Source organism: Enterobacter sp. UCD-UG_FMILLET (assembly GCF_000762975.1).
Taxonomy (GTDB): Bacteria; Pseudomonadota; Gammaproteobacteria; order Enterobacterales; family Enterobacteriaceae; genus Enterobacter; species Enterobacter dykesii.
In genome coordinates this window covers 73,120-92,039 of the sequence record NZ_JRJC01000026.1, presented here as the reverse complement: position 1 = coordinate 92,039, position 18,920 = coordinate 73,120, and the positions used below count along the sequence as shown (strand labels likewise).

General features: G+C 54.1%; 13 protein-coding genes and 4 pseudogenes. 11 read left to right on the top strand and 6 right to left on the bottom strand.

Annotation, left to right across the window (positions count from 1 at the left end):
• Positions 1–38 precede the first annotated feature (38 nt).
• Complete coding sequence (locus tag LA04_RS12275; RefSeq protein WP_047651769.1) at positions 39–1,946, bottom strand: PTS mannitol transporter subunit IICBA; 1,908 nt, start codon at positions 1,944–1,946, stop codon at positions 39–41.
• A 659-nt stretch (positions 1,947–2,605) separates the two neighbouring features.
• Between LA04_RS12275 and LA04_RS12270 the strand changes: the two genes are divergently transcribed.
• From LA04_RS12270 to aldB, 6 genes and pseudogenes are all read left to right on the top strand, one after another.
• Positions 2,606–2,962: a DUF3302 domain-containing protein gene (locus LA04_RS12270; protein ID WP_023334046.1), complete on the top strand. Its 357-nt coding sequence runs from the start codon at positions 2,606–2,608 to the stop codon at positions 2,960–2,962.
• A 2-nt stretch (positions 2,963–2,964) separates the two neighbouring features.
• Complete coding sequence (locus LA04_RS12265) at positions 2,965–4,101, top strand: HlyD family secretion protein (protein WP_047651768.1); 1,137 nt, start codon at positions 2,965–2,967, stop codon at positions 4,099–4,101.
• A gap of 90 nt (positions 4,102–4,191) precedes the next feature.
• Positions 4,192–4,800: a glutathione S-transferase gene (locus LA04_RS12260; RefSeq protein WP_047651767.1), complete on the top strand. Its 609-nt coding sequence runs from the start codon at positions 4,192–4,194 to the stop codon at positions 4,798–4,800.
• Between the two features lie 103 nt (positions 4,801–4,903).
• Positions 4,904–6,289, top strand: a complete 1,386-nt coding sequence (gene selA / locus LA04_RS12255) for an L-seryl-tRNA(Sec) selenium transferase (RefSeq protein WP_047651766.1) — start codon at positions 4,904–4,906, stop codon at positions 6,287–6,289.
• Entirely contained in the window at positions 6,286–8,133 is a 1,848-nt protein-coding gene (selB, locus tag LA04_RS12250) for a selenocysteine-specific translation elongation factor (protein WP_047651764.1), read from the top strand. The genes selA and selB overlap by 4 nt, the downstream gene beginning before the upstream one ends.
• An 85-nt stretch (positions 8,134–8,218) precedes the next feature.
• Positions 8,219–9,758 (top strand): annotated as a pseudogene (aldB, locus tag LA04_RS12245) (aldehyde dehydrogenase AldB).
• Here aldB and LA04_RS12240 read toward each other — a convergent pair.
• A complete protein-coding gene (locus tag LA04_RS12240; RefSeq protein ID WP_047651763.1) occupies positions 9,755–10,717 on the bottom strand; it encodes a LysR family transcriptional regulator in 963 nt (320 codons plus the stop codon). The pseudogene aldB and the gene LA04_RS12240 sit on opposite strands and share 4 nt — an antisense overlap.
• Before the next feature lie 120 nt (positions 10,718–10,837).
• On the opposite strand from LA04_RS12240, the gene LA04_RS12235 reads away from it, so the two are divergent.
• The gene (locus tag LA04_RS12235; RefSeq protein WP_047651762.1) at positions 10,838–11,578 is read left to right on the top strand and encodes a MipA/OmpV family protein; all 741 of its coding nucleotides are present in this window, start codon (positions 10,838–10,840) and stop codon (positions 11,576–11,578) included.
• Between the two features lie 288 nt (positions 11,579–11,866).
• A pseudogene (locus LA04_RS25005) lies at positions 11,867–11,938 on the top strand (type II toxin-antitoxin system HicB family antitoxin); the annotation flags it as partial.
• 35 nt (positions 11,939–11,973) lie between these two features.
• Here LA04_RS25005 and LA04_RS12230 read toward each other — a convergent pair.
• Positions 11,974–13,050: a type I restriction endonuclease gene (locus LA04_RS12230; RefSeq protein ID WP_047651761.1), complete on the bottom strand. Its 1,077-nt coding sequence runs from the start codon at positions 13,048–13,050 to the stop codon at positions 11,974–11,976.
• A 195-nt stretch (positions 13,051–13,245) separates the two neighbouring features.
• A pseudogene (locus tag LA04_RS25145) lies at positions 13,246–13,347 on the bottom strand (hypothetical protein); the annotation flags it as partial.
• 51 nt (positions 13,348–13,398) lie between these two features.
• Between LA04_RS25145 and LA04_RS12225 the strand changes: the two are divergent.
• Positions 13,399–13,749 (top strand): annotated as a pseudogene (locus tag LA04_RS12225) (helix-turn-helix transcriptional regulator); the annotation flags it as partial.
• Positions 13,750–13,842: 93 nt separating this feature from the next.
• Positions 13,843–14,298 carry a 4Fe-4S dicluster domain-containing protein gene (locus LA04_RS12220; protein ID WP_047651760.1) on the top strand — a complete coding sequence of 152 codons (456 nt, stop codon included), beginning with the start codon at positions 13,843–13,845 and terminating at the stop codon, positions 14,296–14,298.
• A gap of 4 nt (positions 14,299–14,302) precedes the next feature.
• Here the strand turns inward: LA04_RS12220 and avtA are convergent, their stop codons facing one another.
• Both avtA and LA04_RS12210 read right to left on the bottom strand, forming a co-directional pair.
• Positions 14,303–15,559 (bottom strand): valine--pyruvate transaminase, encoded by a 1,257-nt coding sequence (gene avtA, locus LA04_RS12215; protein WP_023309932.1) that lies wholly within the window; start codon positions 15,557–15,559, stop codon positions 14,303–14,305.
• Between the two features lie 190 nt (positions 15,560–15,749).
• Positions 15,750–17,780, bottom strand: a complete 2,031-nt coding sequence (locus tag LA04_RS12210; RefSeq protein WP_047651759.1) for an alpha-amylase — start codon at positions 17,778–17,780, stop codon at positions 15,750–15,752.
• A gap of 314 nt (positions 17,781–18,094) precedes the next feature.
• Between LA04_RS12210 and LA04_RS12205 the strand changes: the two genes are divergently transcribed.
• Positions 18,095–18,919 carry a protein bax gene (locus LA04_RS12205; protein WP_032661838.1) on the top strand — a complete coding sequence of 275 codons (825 nt, stop codon included), beginning with the start codon at positions 18,095–18,097 and terminating at the stop codon, positions 18,917–18,919.
• The last annotated feature ends 1 nt before the right edge of the window (position 18,920 follow it).

Here is an 18,920-nt window from a genome sequence, read left to right as displayed (position 1 = left end):
CCCTAGCCCTCTCCCCCATGGGGGAGAGGGAAGAGAACTTATTTGTTAAGAAGTGCCAGGACTTCTTCCACGCTGGTGGTGCTCGCCAGACGCGCAATGACAGACTCATCGTCCAGCGCGTTGGTCAGGCTGGTAATCACCTGAATGTGCTCGTTGTTGCGAGCGGCGATACCAATCACCAGACGGGCGATTTCATCTTCTTCTTCGCCGAAGCGCACGCCCTGCGGGTACTGACAGAATACGACGCCGGTTTTCAGAACGCGATCTTTCGCTTCAACCGTACCGTGCGGCACCGCGATGGATTCGCCCAGGTAGGTTGGCGTCAGTTTTTCGCGTTCCAGCATCGCGTCAACGTATTCAGGCTGAACGTAGCCGCCTTTCACCAGCTGCTCACCGGCAAAGCGAATCGCTTCTTCTTTAGTTGCCGCGGTACGACCGAGGAAGATGTTTTCCGCACCCAGTTTGAACAGGTGGGCATTGCTCTCGTCAAAGCTGTCCTGCAGGCTTGAGCGCACTTTCACTTCATTGTCTTCATGACGCTGCGCCGCAACCAGACGTTCGGTCAGGCTGGTGTACAGGCCGCTGTCGAGGAAGTTGGTCAGCGAGATGTGCTGCGCCTGCGGCACCTGGCGCATGGCGCGTTCGGTCAGGTCGCGGTGCGTGATAACCAGGTCAACGTCCGGCGGCAGGCTGTTAATGGCGCTGTTGGTGACGGAGATGTTGGTCAGGCCCGCATCCTGCACTTTCTTACGCAGCACGCCTGCACCCATTGCGCTGGAACCCATACCGGCATCACAGGCAACGATGATTTTACGCACGTGGCTCAGGTCGTTAGACACATCGCCAGCCGCCAGCGGGGTTGCGCCTTTGGATTCGGCTTTCATGTCGTGCATACGACGGGTCGCCGCTTCGATGTCATCATCTTCTTTCACTTTGCTGGTTTTCAGCAGGATAGAAGAGACCACGAAGGAGACGGCCATGGCTGCACAGATGGCCGCGATGTTGGCGAAGTACGCCCCTTTTGGCGTCATCGCCAGCACCGCCAGGATAGAACCCGGAGAGGCCGGAGACACCAGACCGCCGCCCAGCACGCTCAGGGTGAACACGCCGGTCATACCGCCAAGGATAACGGCCAGGATCAGACGTGGGTTCATCAGCACGTACGGGAAGTAAATTTCGTGGATACCGCCCAGGAAGTGGATGATTGCCGCACCACCAGCAGACTGCTTAGCGCTGCCGCGACCAAAGAACATGTACGCCAGCAGTACGCCCATACCCGGACCCGGGTTGGCTTCAATCAGGAAGAAGATAGACTTGCCGAGATCGTGAGACTGCTGAATACCCAGCGGCGAGAAGATGCCGTGGTTGATGGCGTTGTTGAGGAACAGGATTTTCGCCGGTTCTACGAAGATAGACGCCAGCGGCAGCATATCGTGCGCAACCATAAAGTTAACGCCTGCCGCCAGAATTTTGGACAGCACTTCTACCGCAGGGCCAATGCCGAGGAACGCCAGAATCGCGAGGATCATCCCGATGATGCCCGCAGAGAAGTTGTTCACCAGCATTTCGAAGCCGGATTTGATCTTACCATCAACCCAGACGTCGAATTTCTTAATCGCCCAGCCGCCCAGAGGACCGGCAATCATTGCACCGAGGAACATCGGCATATCCGCACCGACGATAACCCCCATGGTCGTGATGGCACCCACTACGCCACCACGGTCACCGCCCACCAGTCGACCACCGGTGAAACCGATGAGCAGCGGCAGGAGATAGGTAATCATTGGGCCAACAAGTTTCGCCAGCGTTTCGTTAGGCAACCACCCTGTCGGAATGAACAATGCAGTGATGATACCCCACGCGATAAACGCGCCGATATTTGGCATCACCATGTTGCTGAGGAAACGACCAAAGCTTTGAACTTTGATCTTGAAATCGGATGACATAAAACACCCCTTCTTCTGTTTACGCTTAGGCTTGCGGCCCGAGGTTTATTGTTAATGAGGCGGCAGAGGTAGCCGGGCCCTGTTCTGATGCTGTGAAATCTGGCACTGAATCGTTCAACTGTCCAGACGGCGAAAATTTATGTGACGTGTATCACGTAAATGTAGGGGGTGTGGACATTAATGAGGTGATCTGAATCACAAAATGTATGACTAAAAAAAATACGATGGTGAGAAAAACGACAAAAACCACCCTTTTCTGTGATAGGTGTCACGATTTGATTTTGTGGGTTTATTTCTGGATTGTGACTGATTTCACAAAATATTTTTATGCAGATTTCTCCGGCTGCGATCGGCGGCAAACTCTGCTTCGCGATTCAGCGCCAGGATGATATTGCACGACACGATAAGCTAAAAAACCACTTTTGATGTGTGGTATGGCGAAAAGTTAAAAGGTGGATTACGCTCATATTGTAAGGTTAAGTATATTATTATTCAGGATATATTTTGACACGCTTATAAACTTGCACGGAGATATTATAAAAACCGATACTCCCCGGCTCTGAAATAACCAGTATACCTTATGTATTTTAAAATAAATTAATTAGGTTGCGTACTGTTTTATTAATTCAATGAGTTGACGTTGTTTAAGTGAGGAGAATATGTTTCTCAACTATTTCGCGCTGGGCGTATTGATTTTTGTATTTCTGGTTCTCTTTTACGGAATCATCGCCATCCATGACATTCCTTATAATATGGCCAAAAAGCGAAACCATCCGCATGCCGATGCGATTCACACGGCAGGGTGGATTAGCCTGTTTACGCTCCATGCCATCTGGCCGTTCCTGTGGATATGGGCCACGCTGTACCGTGAAGATCGCGGCTGGGGGATGCAAAACCACATCACCAAGCCTGATGAGGTTCCGGGCATGGATGCGCTGGCCAAACGCGTGGCCGAATTAGAACAAAAGCTGGCCGCGGTACAGCCCGCTGCTGATAAAAACACGCTGGAGCGCTAATCATGGATCTGTTGATTATTTTGACCTACGTGGCATTTGCCTGGGCCATCTTTAAAATATTCCGCATTCCGGTAAACCAGTGGACGCTTGCCACCGCAACATTAGGCGGGGTGTTTATTGTTGCCGGACTTATTCTGTTAATGAACTATAACCATCCGTACACCTTTACGGCGCAAAAGGCGGTTATTTCTATTCCGATTACGCCGCAGGTTACCGGGGTGGTTAGTGAAGTGACCGATAAAAATAACCAGCTTATTAAAAAAGGCGAAGTGTTATTTAAGCTGGATCCTGGCCGCTACCAGGCGCGCGTCGACAGACTCCAGGCTGACCTGGTGACCGCGACGCACAATATCGATAATCTGAAAGCGCAGCTGGCGGAAGCCGTTGCCAATACCACGCGCGTCTCCGCTGAACGCGATCGCCTGTATAAAGATTATCAGCGCTACCTGAAAGGCAGCCAGGCGAAGGTGAATCCGTTCTCTGAAAGCGATATCGACAACGCGCGGCAGAACTATCTCGCGCAGGATGCGCTTGTGAAAGGCTCCGTTGCTGAACAGACGCAGATTCAAAGCCAGCTGGACAGCATGGTGAACGGCGAGCAGTCGCAGATTGCTTCACTACGCGCTCAGCTTGCCGAAGCGAAATACAACCTGGATCAAACCGTGGTGCGTGCGCCGAGCGATGGTTACATCACCCAGGTGCTGATCCGTCCGGGGACGTACGCCGCCGCGCTGCCGCTGCGTCCGGTGATGGTCTTTATTCCTGAACAGAAGCGTCAGATTGTGGCCCAGTTCCGTCAGAACTCGCTGCTGCGTCTGAAGCCGGGCGATGAAGCGGAAGTGGTGTTTAATGCCCTGCCGGGCCAGGTGTTCTCCGGTAAGCTCACCGCAATTCTGCCTGTGGTGCCGGGAGGAACCTATCAGGCGCAGGGCGCGCTGCAGTCTCTGACGGTCACACCGGGTACGGATGGCGTGCAGGCCATCATAGAGCTGAGCCCTGACGCTGAAGTCGATGCCCTGCCGGACGGTATCTATGCCCAGGTGGCGGTCTACTCGGACCATTTCGCCCACGTCTCGGTGATGCGTAAAGTATTGCTGCGCATGACCAGCTGGATGCACTACCTCTATCTCGATCACTAATCCTTCCTGGGCAGGAATACGACACGCATACCTGCCCTTTTTTCATCGCTTGATCCATACTGACTTTTTTCCGGCATCAAGGATCAGGCAATGAAACTCATCGGTAGCTACACCAGTCCCTTCGTGCGAAAAATCTCGATTCTCCTGCTGGAGAAAGGGATTGAATTTGAATTCGTGAATGAACAGCCCTACAACGCTGAAAACGGCGTCGCGCAGTACAACCCGCTGGGGAAAGTCCCGGCGCTGGTGACGGACGAGGGCGAATACTGGTTCGATTCCCCGATTATTGCGGAGTATATCGAGCTGTTGGGCGTTGCCCCGGCAATGCTGCCGGCTGACCCAAAGGCGGCGCTGGCGATGAAGCAAATTGAAGCCCTGGCCGATGGCATTATGGATGCGGCGTTAACCTCCGTGCGTGAACAGGCAAGGCCCGCTGCCCAGCAGTCGGAAACGGAACTGTTACGCCAGCGGGAAAAAATCAGCCGCAGCCTGGACAGGTGCGAACAGCTTATCCGGGAAGGAAAGATTCAAACCGACAGCCTGAACCTGGGGACCATCGCCATCGCCTGCGCGATTGGTTATCTCAATTTCCGCCGCGTCTCCCCCGGCTGGTGCGTCGACCGTCCGCTGCTGGTGAAGCTTGCAGACACGCTGTTTAGCCGCGAGAGCTTTGCCCGTACCGAACCGCCAAAGGCTTGACGCGGGTTATAACACTTCGGCGTCGGAGGCGGTACAATCCCTCCACATGTTAACTCCCTCTCCCGTCGGGAGGGGGGAAGATATTTACTCGCCAGGCGCTTTCATGACTACTCATCATTCGCTGTACAGCCAGATTCCCGCTACCGACCGTCTCCTTCGCGAGCCCCGCATTCATGCTGCCGTTGAGCGTTTTGGCCATACCGCGACGGTGGAGATGTTACGCCTGCTTCAGGACGAAGCCCGATGCGCTATTCAGGCAGAAAACGCCTTGCCCGACTGGTGCGCGGCGTGGGAGCAGGAAGTTGAAAACCGGCTGGATGAGAAAGCGCAAAGCGCGTTACGCCCGGTGATTAACCTGACCGGTACCGTGCTGCATACCAACCTGGGACGCGCGCAGCAGGCGGATGAGGCTATCGCGGCGGTTGTGCAGGCCATGCGGGCGCCCGTGACGCTGGAGTACGATCTGGACGGCGCCGGACGCGGGCACCGCGACCGGGCGCTGGCGGAGCTGCTGTGCCAGCTGACCGGCGCGGAAGATGCCTGCATTGTGAATAACAACGCCGCCGCGGTGCTGCTGATGCTGGCGGCCACCGCCAGCGGCAAAGAGGTGGTGGTTTCCCGCGGCGAGCTGGTGGAGATTGGCGGGGCGTTTCGTATTCCGGACGTGATGCGCCAGGCGGGCTGCACGCTATATGAAGTGGGCACCACTAACCGCACCCATGCGAAAGATTATCGCGCGGCGGTGAATGAAAATACCGCCCTGCTGATGAAGGTCCATACCAGCAATTACCATATTGAAGGCTTCACCAAAACGGTTGAAGAGGCGGAGCTGGTGGCGATTGGTCTCGAACTGAATATACCGGTGATTGCCGATCTCGGCAGCGGCTCGCTGGTGGATCTGAGCCTTTACGGGCTGCCGAAAGAGCCGATGCCGCAAGAGATGATTGCTGCGGGCGTCAGCCTGGTCAGCTTTTCCGGCGACAAGCTGCTGGGCGGGCCGCAGGCCGGGATTATCGTCGGCAAGCGCGAGCTGATTGCGAAGCTGCAGCAGCATCCGCTCAAGCGCGCCCTGCGAGCTGATAAAATGACGCTTGCCGCGCTGGACGCGACGCTGCGGCTCTATCTCCACCCGGAAAAACTGGCCGATCGCCTGCCTACGCTGCGTTTGTTAACCCGCGATGCCGCCTCGATTCGCGCCCAGGCCGAGTTACTGCTGCCGCGCATTGCCCCGCACTACCCCGATTTTGACGTTCGTATTGAACCCTGCCAGTCGCAGATTGGCAGCGGTTCGCTGCCGGTGGACAGGCTGCCGAGTGAAGCGCTCACGTTCACCCCGCGTGACGGCCGCGGCAGCCACCTTGAAGCCCTGTCGTCGCGCTGGCGTGGCCTTCCCGCGCCGGTTATCGGGCGGATTTACGATGGCCGAATGTGGCTGGATCTGCGCTGCCTTGAAGATGAAGAGCGATTTCTGGAGATGTTGTTGAAATGATTATTGCCACCGCCGGTCACGTCGACCACGGAAAAACCACGTTGCTGCAGGCGATTACCGGCATAAACGCCGACCGCCTGCCGGAAGAGAAAAAGCGCGGCATGACCATCGATCTGGGCTATGCCTACTGGCCCCAGCCTGATGGCCGCGTACTGGGTTTTATTGATGTACCGGGGCATGAAAAGTTTCTGTCTAACATGCTGGCGGGCGTGGGCGGCATCGATCATGCCCTGCTGGTGGTGGCCTGCGATGACGGCGTGATGGCGCAAACCCGCGAGCACCTGGCGATCCTGCAGCTGACCGGCAACCCGCAGCTGACCGTGGCGCTCACCAAAGCCGATCGCGTGGATGACGCACGCGTCAGCGAGGTGCGCGAAGCGGTACAGGCGACCTTGCAGGAGTATGGTTTTGCCGATGCACCGCTTTTTGTCACCGTGGCGACAGAAGGGCGCGGTATCGATGAACTTCGCCACCACTTACGGCAGCTTTCGTCGCGTGACCACGCCAGTCATCACCGCTTCCGTCTGGCAATTGACCGGGCGTTTACCGTCAAAGGCGCGGGGCTGGTGGTGACCGGTACGGCGCTGAGCGGTGAAGTGAAGGTAGGCGATAGCTTATGGCTGACGGGCGTTAACAAACCGATGCGCGTGCGCGGCCTGCATGCGCAAAACCAGCCCGCGGAGCGTGCTCATGCCGGGCAGCGGATCGCGCTGAACATTGCAGGGGATGCGGAAAAAGAGCAGCTTAACCGCGGCGACTGGCTGCTGGCCGATGCCCCACCTGAGCCGTCTGAACGCGTCATTGTCTCCCTGCAGACAAACGTGCCCCTGACCCAATGGCAGCCGCTGCATATTCACCACGCGGCCAGCCATATCACCGGGCGCGTGTCGCTGCTGGAAAACGACCTTGCCGAACTGGTATTCGATTCTCCGCTCTGGCTTGCAGACAACGATCGTCTGGTTCTGCGTGATATTTCCGCGCGGGAAACGCTGGCCGGGGCACGGGTGGTCGCGCTGAATCCACCGCGACGCGGCAAGCGTAAACCTGAATATCTGCAGTGGCTGGCAGCGTTGGCGCAGGCCAGCGATGATAACGCCGCGCTGCGGGTGCATCTCGATCGCGGTGCGGTGAGCCTGCGTGATTTTGCATGGGCACGCCAGCTGAGCGAGGAAGGGTTACGCCTGCTGGCCCAGCAGCCGGGCTTTATTCAGGCTGGAAACAGTCTGCTAAACGCCCCGGTTGCTGCACACTGGCAGCGTAAGATACTGAACACGCTCGAAACCTATCATGAACAGCATCAGGATGAGCCTGGCCCGGGCCGTGAGCGTCTGCGGCGCATGGCGCTGCCGATGGAAGACGATGCGCTGGTGCTGCTGCTGATTGAAAACATGCGCGAAAGCGGGGCGATCAAAAGCCACCACGGCTGGCTGCATCTGCCGGATCACAAGGCCGGGTTCACCGAAGAGCAAGAAGCGGTATGGCAAAAAGTGGCCTCGCTGTTTGGCGATGAGCCGTGGTGGGTTCGCGATCTGGCCCGCGAAACGAATACCGACGAGCAGGTAATGCGTCAGGTATTGCGCCATGCGGCGCAGCAGGGGCTGATAGTCGCGATCGTGAAAGATCGTTATTACCGTAACGATCGCATTGTGGCTTTTGCGAACCTGATCCGCGAGCTGGATCAGGAGCGGGGCTCTACCTGTGCAGCCGATTTCCGCGACCGGCTGAACGTGGGCCGCAAGCTGGCGATTCAGATCCTGGAGTATTTCAACCGCATCGGCTTTACCCGCCGTCGCGGTAACGATCATTTATTGCGAGATTCGTTATTATTTCCTGAAACTCCGTGACCCCCGTCGTAAAGCCGTTACCGGTTGGCGAGAAAATCGCCAGCCGGAACTACCCTTGATGTACACCAACAGTAAGGAGACGGTCATGACAAACAATCCTCCCTCATCGCGTATCCAGCCCGGCGAGTATGGTTTTCCCCTCAAGCTGAAGCCCCGTTATGACAACTTTATTGGCGGCGACTGGGTGGCACCCGTCGACGGCGAATACTATTCCAACCTGACCCCCGTTACCGGCCAGCCGCTGTGCGAAATAGCCAGCTCAGGCAAGCGCGACATCGATCTGGCGCTGGATGCGGCGCACAAAGCGAAAGATAAATGGGGCCACACCTCCGTTCAGGATCGTGCGGCCATTTTGTTCAAAATCGCCGACCGGATGGAGCAGAATCTGGAGCTGCTGGCGACGGCGGAAACCTGGGATAACGGCAAGCCGATCCGGGAAACGATGGCGGCAGACGTGCCGCTGGCCATTGACCACTTCCGCTATTTTGCCTCCTGCATTCGCGCTCAGGAGGGTGGAATAAGCGAGGTAGACAGCGACACCGTGGCGTATCACTTCCACGAACCGCTGGGCGTCGTCGGGCAAATCATTCCGTGGAACTTCCCGCTGCTGATGGCGAGCTGGAAAATGGCGCCCGCGCTGGCCGCCGGCAACTGCATTGTGCTGAAACCGGCGCGTCTGACCCCGCTCTCGGTGCTGCTGCTGATGGAAATCGTTGGCGATCTTCTGCCGCCGGGCGTGATTAACGTGGTCAACGGCGCGGGCGGTGAGATAGGAGAATATCTGGCTACCTCGAAACGGATCGCTAAAGTGGCGTTTACCGGGTCGACGGAAGTGGGCCAGCAGATTATGCAGTACGCCACGCAGAACATCATTCCCGTGACCCTGGAGCTGGGCGGGAAATCCCCGAACATCTTCTTCGCGGACGTGTTGGAGGAAGAGGATGCCTTCTTCGATAAAGCCCTGGAAGGGTTTGCGCTGTTTGCGTTTAACCAGGGCGAAGTCTGCACCTGCCCGAGCCGCGCGCTGGTGCAGGAGTCCATCTATGAGCGCTTTATGGAGCGGGCCATTCGCCGCGTAGAGTCTATCCGCAGCGGTAACCCGCTCGATAACGTCACGCAGATGGGGGCGCAGGTCTCGCATGGACAGCTGGAAACTATCCTCAACTACATCGATATCGGCAAGAAAGAGGGGGCGGATATTCTGACCGGCGGTCGCCGTAAGGTGCTCGGCGGGGATCTGCAGGAAGGGTATTACCTTGAGCCGACGATCCTGTTCGGTCAGAACAACATGCGCGTCTTCCAGGAGGAAATTTTCGGACCGGTACTGGCCGTCACCACCTTCAAAACGATGGAGGAGGCGCTGGAGATTGCCAACGACACGCCGTATGGCCTGGGAGCCGGCGTCTGGAGCCGTAACGGTAATCTGGCTTATAAAATGGGCAGAGGCATTCAGGCCGGGCGCGTATGGACCAACTGCTACCACGCCTATCCGGCGCACGCGGCATTTGGCGGTTATAAGCAAATCGGGCATCGGGCGTGAAACCCACAAGATGATGCTGGAACATTATCAGCAGACGAAATGTTTGCTGGTCAGCTACTCCGATAAACCGCTGGGGCTGTTCTAATCGCCCAGCTCAGGCCGTCCATGGGCGGCCTGAGCTATTTGCTGGCGCAGGCAGTTCAGAACGCCATCCAGAACGTATTGCACGCGCCAGGGTTGGTATTCGCGTTTGCGGAAGATGGCCGTCAGATCGAGCCACCACTCTTCCTGATGTGGGAAGCAGGGGACCAGCATCCCTTGCGTTAATTCTCTTTTCAGACTCTCTTTTGGCGCAAAAACAACCCCAAGATTATTTCTTGCCAGCTCTAGGGCCGTCTGCGTATTGTCGCAAATATAATTACCGGTCACCCGGTAGTCATGCACGCTATCACTGCCGTGCACGCGGAAACGCCAGATATTTGCATCATCGACCAGCATGGAGTCAATGAGAATACAGGAATGATTAATTAAATCTTCAGGTCCCTTTAAGGGATGCTTATTTAAATACTCAACGGTTGCAAATGCCGTAACGGAATATTTTGTTAACACGCTGGCAACCAGACTTTCGTCTTTCGGCTGCGCATAGGTAATTAAAATATCGCAGTCATCTGGAAACGAAACACCTTCAGCAAATTCATTGCGATCCAGATTGTACGTTTTCAGGGATATGCGGATGTCACCGATATCCTCAATTTTGTGGATCACATGCCGCGACAGATAGGTCACAATACCCGTAGGGGCGTAAATCGTGACCTTACCGCGTTTTTCATGCTTGTAATCAGCAATGAAATTAACAAGTTGCGTGTTTTTATCCAGCGTGGCGTTAACGTAGGGAAGTAACGCTTCACCGAACTGAGTAAGCGCCAGCTGGCGCGTGGTGCGCTCAAAAACCTTGAGTCCAACCCGCGTTTCAAAATCAGACAGATATTTGCTGACGTTGGCCTGCGCCATGCCCAGCAGGGCGGCGGCATCACCAATGCTGCGAGTTGCGGCGATGACGGATATGATTTTTAATTCGCGTGGCTTTAGCTGTAAATTACTCATCCTGCGCACCCATCTATATGATTTTATATATAATATTATATAAACCGCAGCGTTGCATTGGCAAATTTGTAACCATTATTATGCGCCTCGCTTGTTTGGCATTTTAATGGATTACATGTAATGACTATTAAATACAATTTACTCATCGCTGCCACGTTATTTGCAACATCATCAGCAATGGCCGGTGACTTTTCACTAGGAGCGGGGGCTGTATTTAATGAGTCTCCTTACAAAGGCTATAACGAAAATACGACCGCAGTACCGTTAATTAGTTACGAAGGCGATAGCTTTTATGTTCGCCAGACCACGGGCGGATGGATCCTGTGGAAAGACGCAAAAAACGAACTCAGCCTGACCGCATCGTGGATGCCGCTGCATTTCGATCCTGATGACAACGACGACCATCAGATGAAAAAGCTTGATGAGCGTAAAGCTTCTGCCTTCCTCGGCGGCGCGTACTACCGCCACGAAAGCTGGGGTTCGCTGAAAGTGGCGGTCTCGGGCGATGCCACTGATGAAAGCGGCGGTCTGATCGGCGAGGTTTCATACTTCCGCCCAATCAGGATGGAACGCCTGACCCTGACGCCCTCTGTCGGTATTTTCTATAGCGACGAAAGCTATAACGACTACTACTACGGCGTATCCGGCAGCGAGTCTCGCCGCTCCGGACTGGATCAATACACCGCCGGTGACAGCTGGACGCCATACGTTGGCCTGGCGGCTAAATATCAGTTAACCCAGAAGCTATACCTCAACGCCAGCGCGGTTTACACCGTTTTGCCTGACGACGTGAAGAACAGCCCGGTGATCGATCGCGACGACAGCTTCGCGCTGATGACCGGCCTGACCTGGCGTTTCTGATGCGCTAAAGCCGGGTGGCGGCTTCGCTTACGCGGGCCTACATGGACTGCCATCGCAGTTTTACGTAGGCCCGAGCAAGCGAAGCGCTGCCGGGCATATTTGAGAGTACCTATCTCCCGTTTCCCTTTCCGTCATGACTTCCTCATTAATATTCCTGATACGCTAATGCGATCTGCGCCATCAATAAAGGTGCGTATCATGTGTATCATTCTTAAAGAAATTTATACCGGGCACTCTCGCCCGGATTTGGCGACGGGCGCGAATTAAGCACGGATATCAGGAGTCGTTATGTTTTATCCGGCTTACATTCATTCTGATTCCGACGGTAGCGCCAGCGACTTTTTACCTGACGTTCCAGGCTGAGGCAGCACGTCGCGTGCTGCCTCAGTAAAAAATTAATTATATAGAGCTGCTGTCGCTTTCAGGATATCAGCAAAGGAATAGATATCATCGACTGTCGTTATAGGATGACGCGTTTCGTTTTTTTCTATGTCGAAAAGTCCGATGTATTTTTGCGTACGATTGAAATGCAATCGGCAAAGGGGTTTGCGGTTGTTGTCATCTACAAGGATACCAAAGTAACTTTTGGTATCTCTGTGAGTTATACGGGGTGCCTCCAGTACTGCTCTGGTGATTGCTTTAACTATATGATATCCCTCGAGCTCCTCTAGCGTTGTAACCACATCACTTTCATCTTTATGTTCGTCTTCCTCAATCTGTGATGACTCATTTGGAGTATCGATGATCGCTGGGGTTATGCCCGTAATAGCTGACTTAAGTCGCTCATTAACCTGATCATTTATGTACTGGCTTGCAGCTTTTTTGGTCAAGTTTAAAAAAGACTCTCTGACTTTTTGAGTCAGAATCCCATCATAAACTCGGGATGCAAAAAATTTCACAAAGTCATCTTCAGGATTATTTAGCTGAGAATGCAGGATTTTTTTGATTTGACTGACATATTTTAATTCACCAGCAGCATTGATAATTGATTCCAAATCAAACGAAGACTTAGTTAATTTTCTTAGCTCAGGTATTATATTTTCGTCAATATCAAGAAGATCTACTTCCAAAAATGGTTTTTCATCCATTTTATTGGGAGCATCCAGATCTGTAAAAAATTTATAATTTTGTCCATTGGTAAGGATTGAAATTCTGGCGTTTGTTACATGAAAATACCTGAATAACTGCGAAGCATGATTTATATTTAATGGTTCGCCAATTTTCTTACATTCAATAAGTATCTGAACGTCATTATTTTTCATTATGGCATAATCGATTTTCTCGCCCTTTTTTGTACCAACATCACAGACAAACTCAGGTGTTACCTCTGAAGGATCAAAAACATCATAACCCAGAACGTTATGAATGAATGGCATTACAAATGCGGTTTTTGTTGCTTCTTCAGTATTAATTACATCAAGTTGTTGTTTTATTTTATTTGATAAGGCATTTAATCTTTCTGTGAATTCCATGGGATGTCCTTATTTTTAGCTGTGTGTCTTTATGGAATAACACTAAAATGCATGTCAGACAATGGTATGTCTGAGCTGAACTGCTGCAAAAAAACAATACCGAGGGTTAGATCACATTGTCTTTCAGTCGATGATAATCCGTGAACTTGGCATTACTGAGCTTGATAAAAATATTATATATCTATAAAGGTGACATTATCCTTGTTTATGTTTATCCACCCAAATCCGCATCTCTGCTACTCCCCTGTTTGCCCAACTGAACCGGGGTATAAAGGTTAGCGTGCGGTGCTGGCGCTGGAGATGATTTTATAGCAGGTGTCGCTCTCTTCAGGGAATGGAGACAGCGTGGATCAGGCCGGTGCGGCGATGGCGTGGAAGGCGAAGCAGCTTATTCGCACGCAGTTTCATTTACCGCTTTCGACGCCGTAGCTGGCAAAAGCGTTGCACTGCAATGCCGATTACCTGGGGCACGTATTTCGCCGGACTTTCCATTTAACCCTGATGGAGGCGATACATCGCCAGCGCGTCAGGGCAGCGGAAAAGCTGTTGCTGGATGGCTCTGCGTCGCTTACCTAAGTAGCAAACCGCTGTGGTTTTAATGACGTGGGCTATTTTCGGCAAATATTTTCAAAGCATACGGGCTTAACACCTGCCGTCTGGAAACGGCGGTATTGTAAAGAGCATAATAATTCCGGCTGAGCGCCTCCTATTTGACCCATCACACCTTCGCTGAATCGGGCAGTATGTAAGATGTGTGCAGTACCGGCTTTTAATGCACGCGAGGCGTAATACATGAACCGATTTATCATGGCGGATGCGGAAAAATGCATTGGGTGCCGCACCTGCGAAGTGGCCTGCGCGGTGTCGCATCAGGACATCGTCTCCGCTAATACCTTTTCGCCCCGCCTTCGGGTGGTTAAGGGAAGTTCATACACTACGGCAGTGGGTTGCCATCAGTGCAAGGACGCGCCGTGTGCTAAGGTCTGTCCAACCCATGCCATCAGCCGTACGGCGGGAGCCTGGCTCGTTGAGCAGACGCGCTGCATTGGGTGCAAAAGCTGTATGGTGGCGTGTCCGTTCGGGGCGATGCAGGTGCGCCTGGAGGGAAATAAGGCGCAGGCGCTGAAATGTGATTTGTGCCTGCATCGCGAAGGCGGACCGGCCTGCGTGGAGGCCTGTCCAACTCACGCGCTGCGCTGTGTTGATCCTGCCAGACTACGCGCCGAACGGCTGCATAATCTGGCGTAAGAACTTACTGACCGTCTTCGCGCCAGGCTTTTTCAATTTCTTCGGCGAGAATTTTAACACCCGCTTCGATTTTTTCCGGATCGGGCACGTAGTTCATGCGCATGCACTGGTGAGTATGCGGCCACGGCTTATCCAGTCCCGGGAAGAAATAATCGCCCGGTACCATCAGCACGCCGCGCTTTTTCAGGCGCTGGTAGAGCAGTTCGGTGGTGATAGGCAAATCCTTAAACCACAGCCAGAGGAAAATCGCTCCTTCAGGTTTATGGATCAGGCAGCGTTCTTCCGGCAAGTAGCGGCGAAGTATCGCAATCGTCTCCTGAACGCGCTGGTAATAGAATGGCTTGATCACGTCATTTGACAGACGCAGCAGGTCGTTGCGCTTAATCATTTCGCACATCATCGCCGGGCCAATGCCGCCCGGTGAAAGGCTGATAATGCCGTTCATATTGGTAATGGCGGTGATGATTTTCTCGTTGGCGATGATGATGCCGCAGCGGCTGCCCGGCAGACCCAGCTTAGAGAGGCTCATGCACAGGACAATGTTCGGGTTCCACAGCGGACGTGCTTCGCTGAAGATAATGCCCGGGAACGGCACGCCGTAGGCGTTATCGATCACCAGCGGAATACCGTGCTGATTCGCCAGCGCATCCAGCTTCATCAGTTCGTCGTCGGTGATCACGTTGCCCGTTGGGTTAGTCGGGCGCGATACGCAGATCATGCCCGTCTCTTCACCAATATGCAGGTGTTCAAAATCGACGTGATATTTGAACTGTCCTTCCGGCAGCAGCTCGATGTTCGGGCGCGCGGAGACGAACAGATCCTCTTCCAGGCCGGAATCGGCGTAGCCGATGTACTCCGGTGCCAGCGGGAACAGCACTTTTTTGGTGGTGCCGTCGGCGCGACGCCCTGCGAACAGGTTAAACAAGTAGAAAAATGCGCTCTGGCTGCCGTTTGTCAGTGCAATATTCTGTGGTTCGATATCCCAACCCAGCTCGTCACGCAGCATTTCGGCGAGGAGTGCCAGCAGTTCGGTTTTACCCTGCGGGCCGTCGTAATTGCAAAGCGCATCGGTTGCTTTGCCGCTTTCCAGCATCTGAGCGAGCAGCGTCTGGAAATAGGTATTCATCTCCGGGATTTGAGCCGGGTTTCCGCCTCCGAGCATGATTGCGCCCGGTGTGCGCAGCCCGTCGTTGAGGTCCTCCATCAGGCGAGTAATGCCTGAATGGCGGGTAAATTTGTCGCCGAAAAGTGAAAACGTCATAGCAGGTGATCTGTCGAGCTTATTTTGAAAGTGGGTAACCATAACGCTAGCACCGTGCTGGTGCAAATCGGGTGATGTGGTCGGATTTGCTGTTTTGTATGGTAGAGTGGGATTTATGTAGTGAATAGTTCTGGTGGATTTTCCCTCAGCCCAGCCCTCTCCCACAGGGAGAGGAAACTGGAGTGTGCCGTTATTGATTACCTGCCCATACCACCATCACCTTATCGCCATTGTGCTCGCGCACGAATCCATACCCCTCGTTCAGCGACAGCGTGGTTTGTTTGCCTTCACCAATCGATGGGTGGCGGGCGCGGAACTGGCCCAGCGTTTGCCAGTGGGCGACGGTTAAGGCCTGCTTGCCCGTGACGTCCTGCCAGTTCATATCCGAACGGGTGCCCTGTAATGGGTCAGAACCCGTCGGACCGAACGGACGCTCGGATTCATCACCGTAATAGATTTGTACGCTGCCGGGTGCCAGCAGAAGCAGCTCCGCCGCGCGCTGGCCCCCTTCGCGGAACAGACGCGTATCATGTGATGAGAGATAGCTCAGCACGTTGAAGCTTTGCAGCTTCTCCGCCATCTGCTGCCAGGTGAGATCCATATCGGCCAGACAATCCACCGCTTTTGCCGCCTGCTCCTGATAGTCAAAGTTGATCATCGCATCAAAACCGTGGCGGTAATAATCGCTTTGCATCACCCCGTGGCCCCAGGATTCTCCGGTCATCCAGAACGGTGCGTTGTCGAGCTTTTTGTCCGGGTTCGCCCCTTTCCAGGCGGCCAGCGCCTGGCTTGCCTGGTCTTTCAACTGTTGCCAGGCCGCAAGCTCAACGTGTTTCGCCGTATCCACCCGGAAACCGTCGATGCCGTAGTCACGTACCCACTGGCTCAGCCAGTGGGTCAGATAATCGCGCGGGGTATATCCCGGGATGGCCTTCGCGTGGGTGTCGGGCTTGTGTTGGTAGAAGTTTGGCAATCCGGAAGGCGTCGTGGATTCCGTTTTCAGATCCGGCAGAAATGCCAGCGACATGGTCAAATCGTCGAAGCCGGGGTTGTCGTAATCGCCGATGTCCGTGCGGATCCACTTTTTGCCCCACCATTTCTCCCATGCGGCTTTGTCGCTAAAGTTGATGTAGTCGTTAAAGCTGTGCCAGCTTTGGCCCGCGCCCGGCTTCCAGTCCGTCCAGCGTTCTACCAGCGTCTTTTTCAGCTCATCTCCCTGCAGATACAACGAGCCAAACTGGTACTCCTGCATATCAGCAAGCGTCGCGTAGCCCGCGTGGTTCATGACGATATCGAACAGGATGCGAATGCCGCGCTTGTGCGCTTCGTCGACAAGATGGCGTAAATCATCTTCGGTGCCCATGTTGGCGTCGAGCTTCGTCCAGTCCTGAGTGTAGTAGCCGTGATAGGCGTAATGCGGGAAATCCCCTTTAGTGCCACCGCCTACCCAGCCGTGGATCTGCTCAAGCGGGGAGCTTATCCAGAGCGCGTTCACTCCCAGCTGCTGTAAATAATCGAGCTTGCCGGCGAGCCCTTTAAGGTCTCCGCCGTGGAAGGTGCCAATCTCCTGCATACCGTCTTTATGACGACCGTAGCTGTTGTCGTTGCCCGGGTCACCATTCACATAACGGTCGGTCAGCACAAAATAGACGGTGGCGTTTTGCCAGCTAAACGGCGCAGGCTTGTCGATTTCGGCGCGCTCAAGCAGCAGCAGGCCGTTACTGTTGGCGGCGGGCTGCAGGGTGATTTTTCCATTCTGCACCGTCGCCGTCTGTTTACTGTAGTAGTCGCGTACGACGGAGCCCTCCGGGAAGGTACTGCTGACGTCCAGCGTCAGCGGTTTACCGTCCCACTTCGGACACTGGCGGATGACGTTTGCAACCGGCTGTTCTGCGACACTCTGAATCGTCAGCAGCAGGGTGGGCGTGCCGGAGCGGGTATCAATCCGCATCTGGTAGTTACCGTCGCGGAAAAGGCGCCACTGCGGCGGCGTGCCGTCACAGGGCTTGAGCGACAGCATCTCGTTGAGTTTTATCGCGTCCGCAGGCTGCCAGCACGTCTTGTCAAAACTCAGCGTCAGAGGACGCGTACCCTTCGCAAGCTTTGCCTGGCTGGTGAAGACCCCGGTGCCTTCGGCGCTAAATGCGCTAAATCCCGGTGATGACCAGTCGGCATGCGCCAGTGCGGGTAACATCAGAAAGGCTAATGCGGTACGTTTCATTCCTTTTTCCTGTCGCGGCATTTTTGACCAGTGTGCCATCAGGCGGGGAGCTGAAACTCATCCCCTGTCGCTTTCTGCCGGGAGGATGCGTGAGGATGAGTGATCTCGCGCAAAATTAGGCAGTTATCTGCGATAGCGCACACAGTTTTTGTGGAATGATGTTTTTATGAGCAAGTTTCAGGTGACATAGTTTCGGAATTGGACTATTTCTATACGTGCTCTTGAAGTCTATTTTTGATATGATTTGAGATTCCGCTCTCAAATTTGTGAAAAAAATAAGGTGTTGGGATGATTACATCCGACCAGGAGACCTAATGATATCGACTCCCATTCGACGATATGGGGCTGCGATACTCATGTTACTCACCACGGCATTTTCGGGTGAGGTGCTTGCGAAGACGCACACGGATACAACGAGTAAGAAAGCCCACGTAATAAAGACGACAAGTAGTAAGGTTAGCAGTAAACAAGAGTATTCTCGCAATAGTGCAAAGAGTAGTTCACTTCCTGATTTGCGAAAATACCCTTCCGGAACACCAAGAAAAAAAGCGTTTCTCCGGACGGTAATGCCTTACATCACGAGTCAAAATGCCGCGATTACTGCGGATCGTAACTGGCTAATTTCCAAGCAGTACGATAGCCGCTGGTCGCCGTCAGAGCGCGCGCGTCTGAAAGATATCACAAAGCGCTATAAGCTGAGCTGGAACGGTAACACGCGTCGTGTGCCGTGGAATGCACTCCTTGAGCGTGTGGATATCATCCCGGGCAGCATGGTTGCGACCATGGCTGCTGCCGAAAGCGGCTGGGGTACTTCTAAGCTTGCGCGTAGCAACAACAACCTTTTCGGCATGAAATGTGTGAAAGGTCGTTGTAATAATGCCCCTGGCAAGGTGAAAGGCTATTCGCAGTTTGAATCTGTGAAGGATTCCGTCAGCGCCTACGTGGTGAATCTGAACACGCACCCGGCCTACTCATCGTTCCGTAAATCCCGCGCTCAGCTGCGTAAAGCGGACCAGGAAGTGACGGCCAGTACGATGATCCACAAGCTGAAAGGTTATTCGACAAAGGGACAGAGCTATAACAACTATCTGTTCGCCATGTACCAGGATAACCAGCGCTTAATCGCCGCCCATATGTAAT

What these genes read in the sequence shown, in the direction of transcription:
- LA04_RS12275 (WP_047651769.1), bottom strand. Translation starts at nt 1,946, where the DNA reads ATGTCATCCGATTTCAAGATCAAAGTTCAAAGCTTTGGTCGTTTCCTC.
- LA04_RS12270 (WP_023334046.1), top strand. Translation starts at nt 2,606, where the DNA reads ATGTTTCTCAACTATTTCGCGCTGGGCGTATTGATTTTTGTATTTCTG.
- LA04_RS12265 (WP_047651768.1), top strand. Translation starts at nt 2,965, where the DNA reads ATGGATCTGTTGATTATTTTGACCTACGTGGCATTTGCCTGGGCCATC.
- LA04_RS12260 (WP_047651767.1), top strand. Translation starts at nt 4,192, where the DNA reads ATGAAACTCATCGGTAGCTACACCAGTCCCTTCGTGCGAAAAATCTCG.
- selA (WP_047651766.1), top strand. Translation starts at nt 4,904, where the DNA reads ATGACTACTCATCATTCGCTGTACAGCCAGATTCCCGCTACCGACCGT.
- selB (WP_047651764.1), top strand. Translation starts at nt 6,286, where the DNA reads ATGATTATTGCCACCGCCGGTCACGTCGACCACGGAAAAACCACGTTG.
- LA04_RS12240 (WP_047651763.1), bottom strand. Translation starts at nt 10,717, where the DNA reads ATGAGTAATTTACAGCTAAAGCCACGCGAATTAAAAATCATATCCGTC.
- LA04_RS12235 (WP_047651762.1), top strand. Translation starts at nt 10,838, where the DNA reads ATGACTATTAAATACAATTTACTCATCGCTGCCACGTTATTTGCAACA.
- LA04_RS12230 (WP_047651761.1), bottom strand. Translation starts at nt 13,050, where the DNA reads ATGGAATTCACAGAAAGATTAAATGCCTTATCAAATAAAATAAAACAA.
- LA04_RS12220 (WP_047651760.1), top strand. Translation starts at nt 13,843, where the DNA reads ATGAACCGATTTATCATGGCGGATGCGGAAAAATGCATTGGGTGCCGC.
- avtA (WP_023309932.1), bottom strand. Translation starts at nt 15,559, where the DNA reads ATGACGTTTTCACTTTTCGGCGACAAATTTACCCGCCATTCAGGCATT.
- LA04_RS12210 (WP_047651759.1), bottom strand. Translation starts at nt 17,780, where the DNA reads ATGAAACGTACCGCATTAGCCTTTCTGATGTTACCCGCACTGGCGCAT.
- LA04_RS12205 (WP_032661838.1), top strand. Translation starts at nt 18,095, where the DNA reads ATGATATCGACTCCCATTCGACGATATGGGGCTGCGATACTCATGTTA.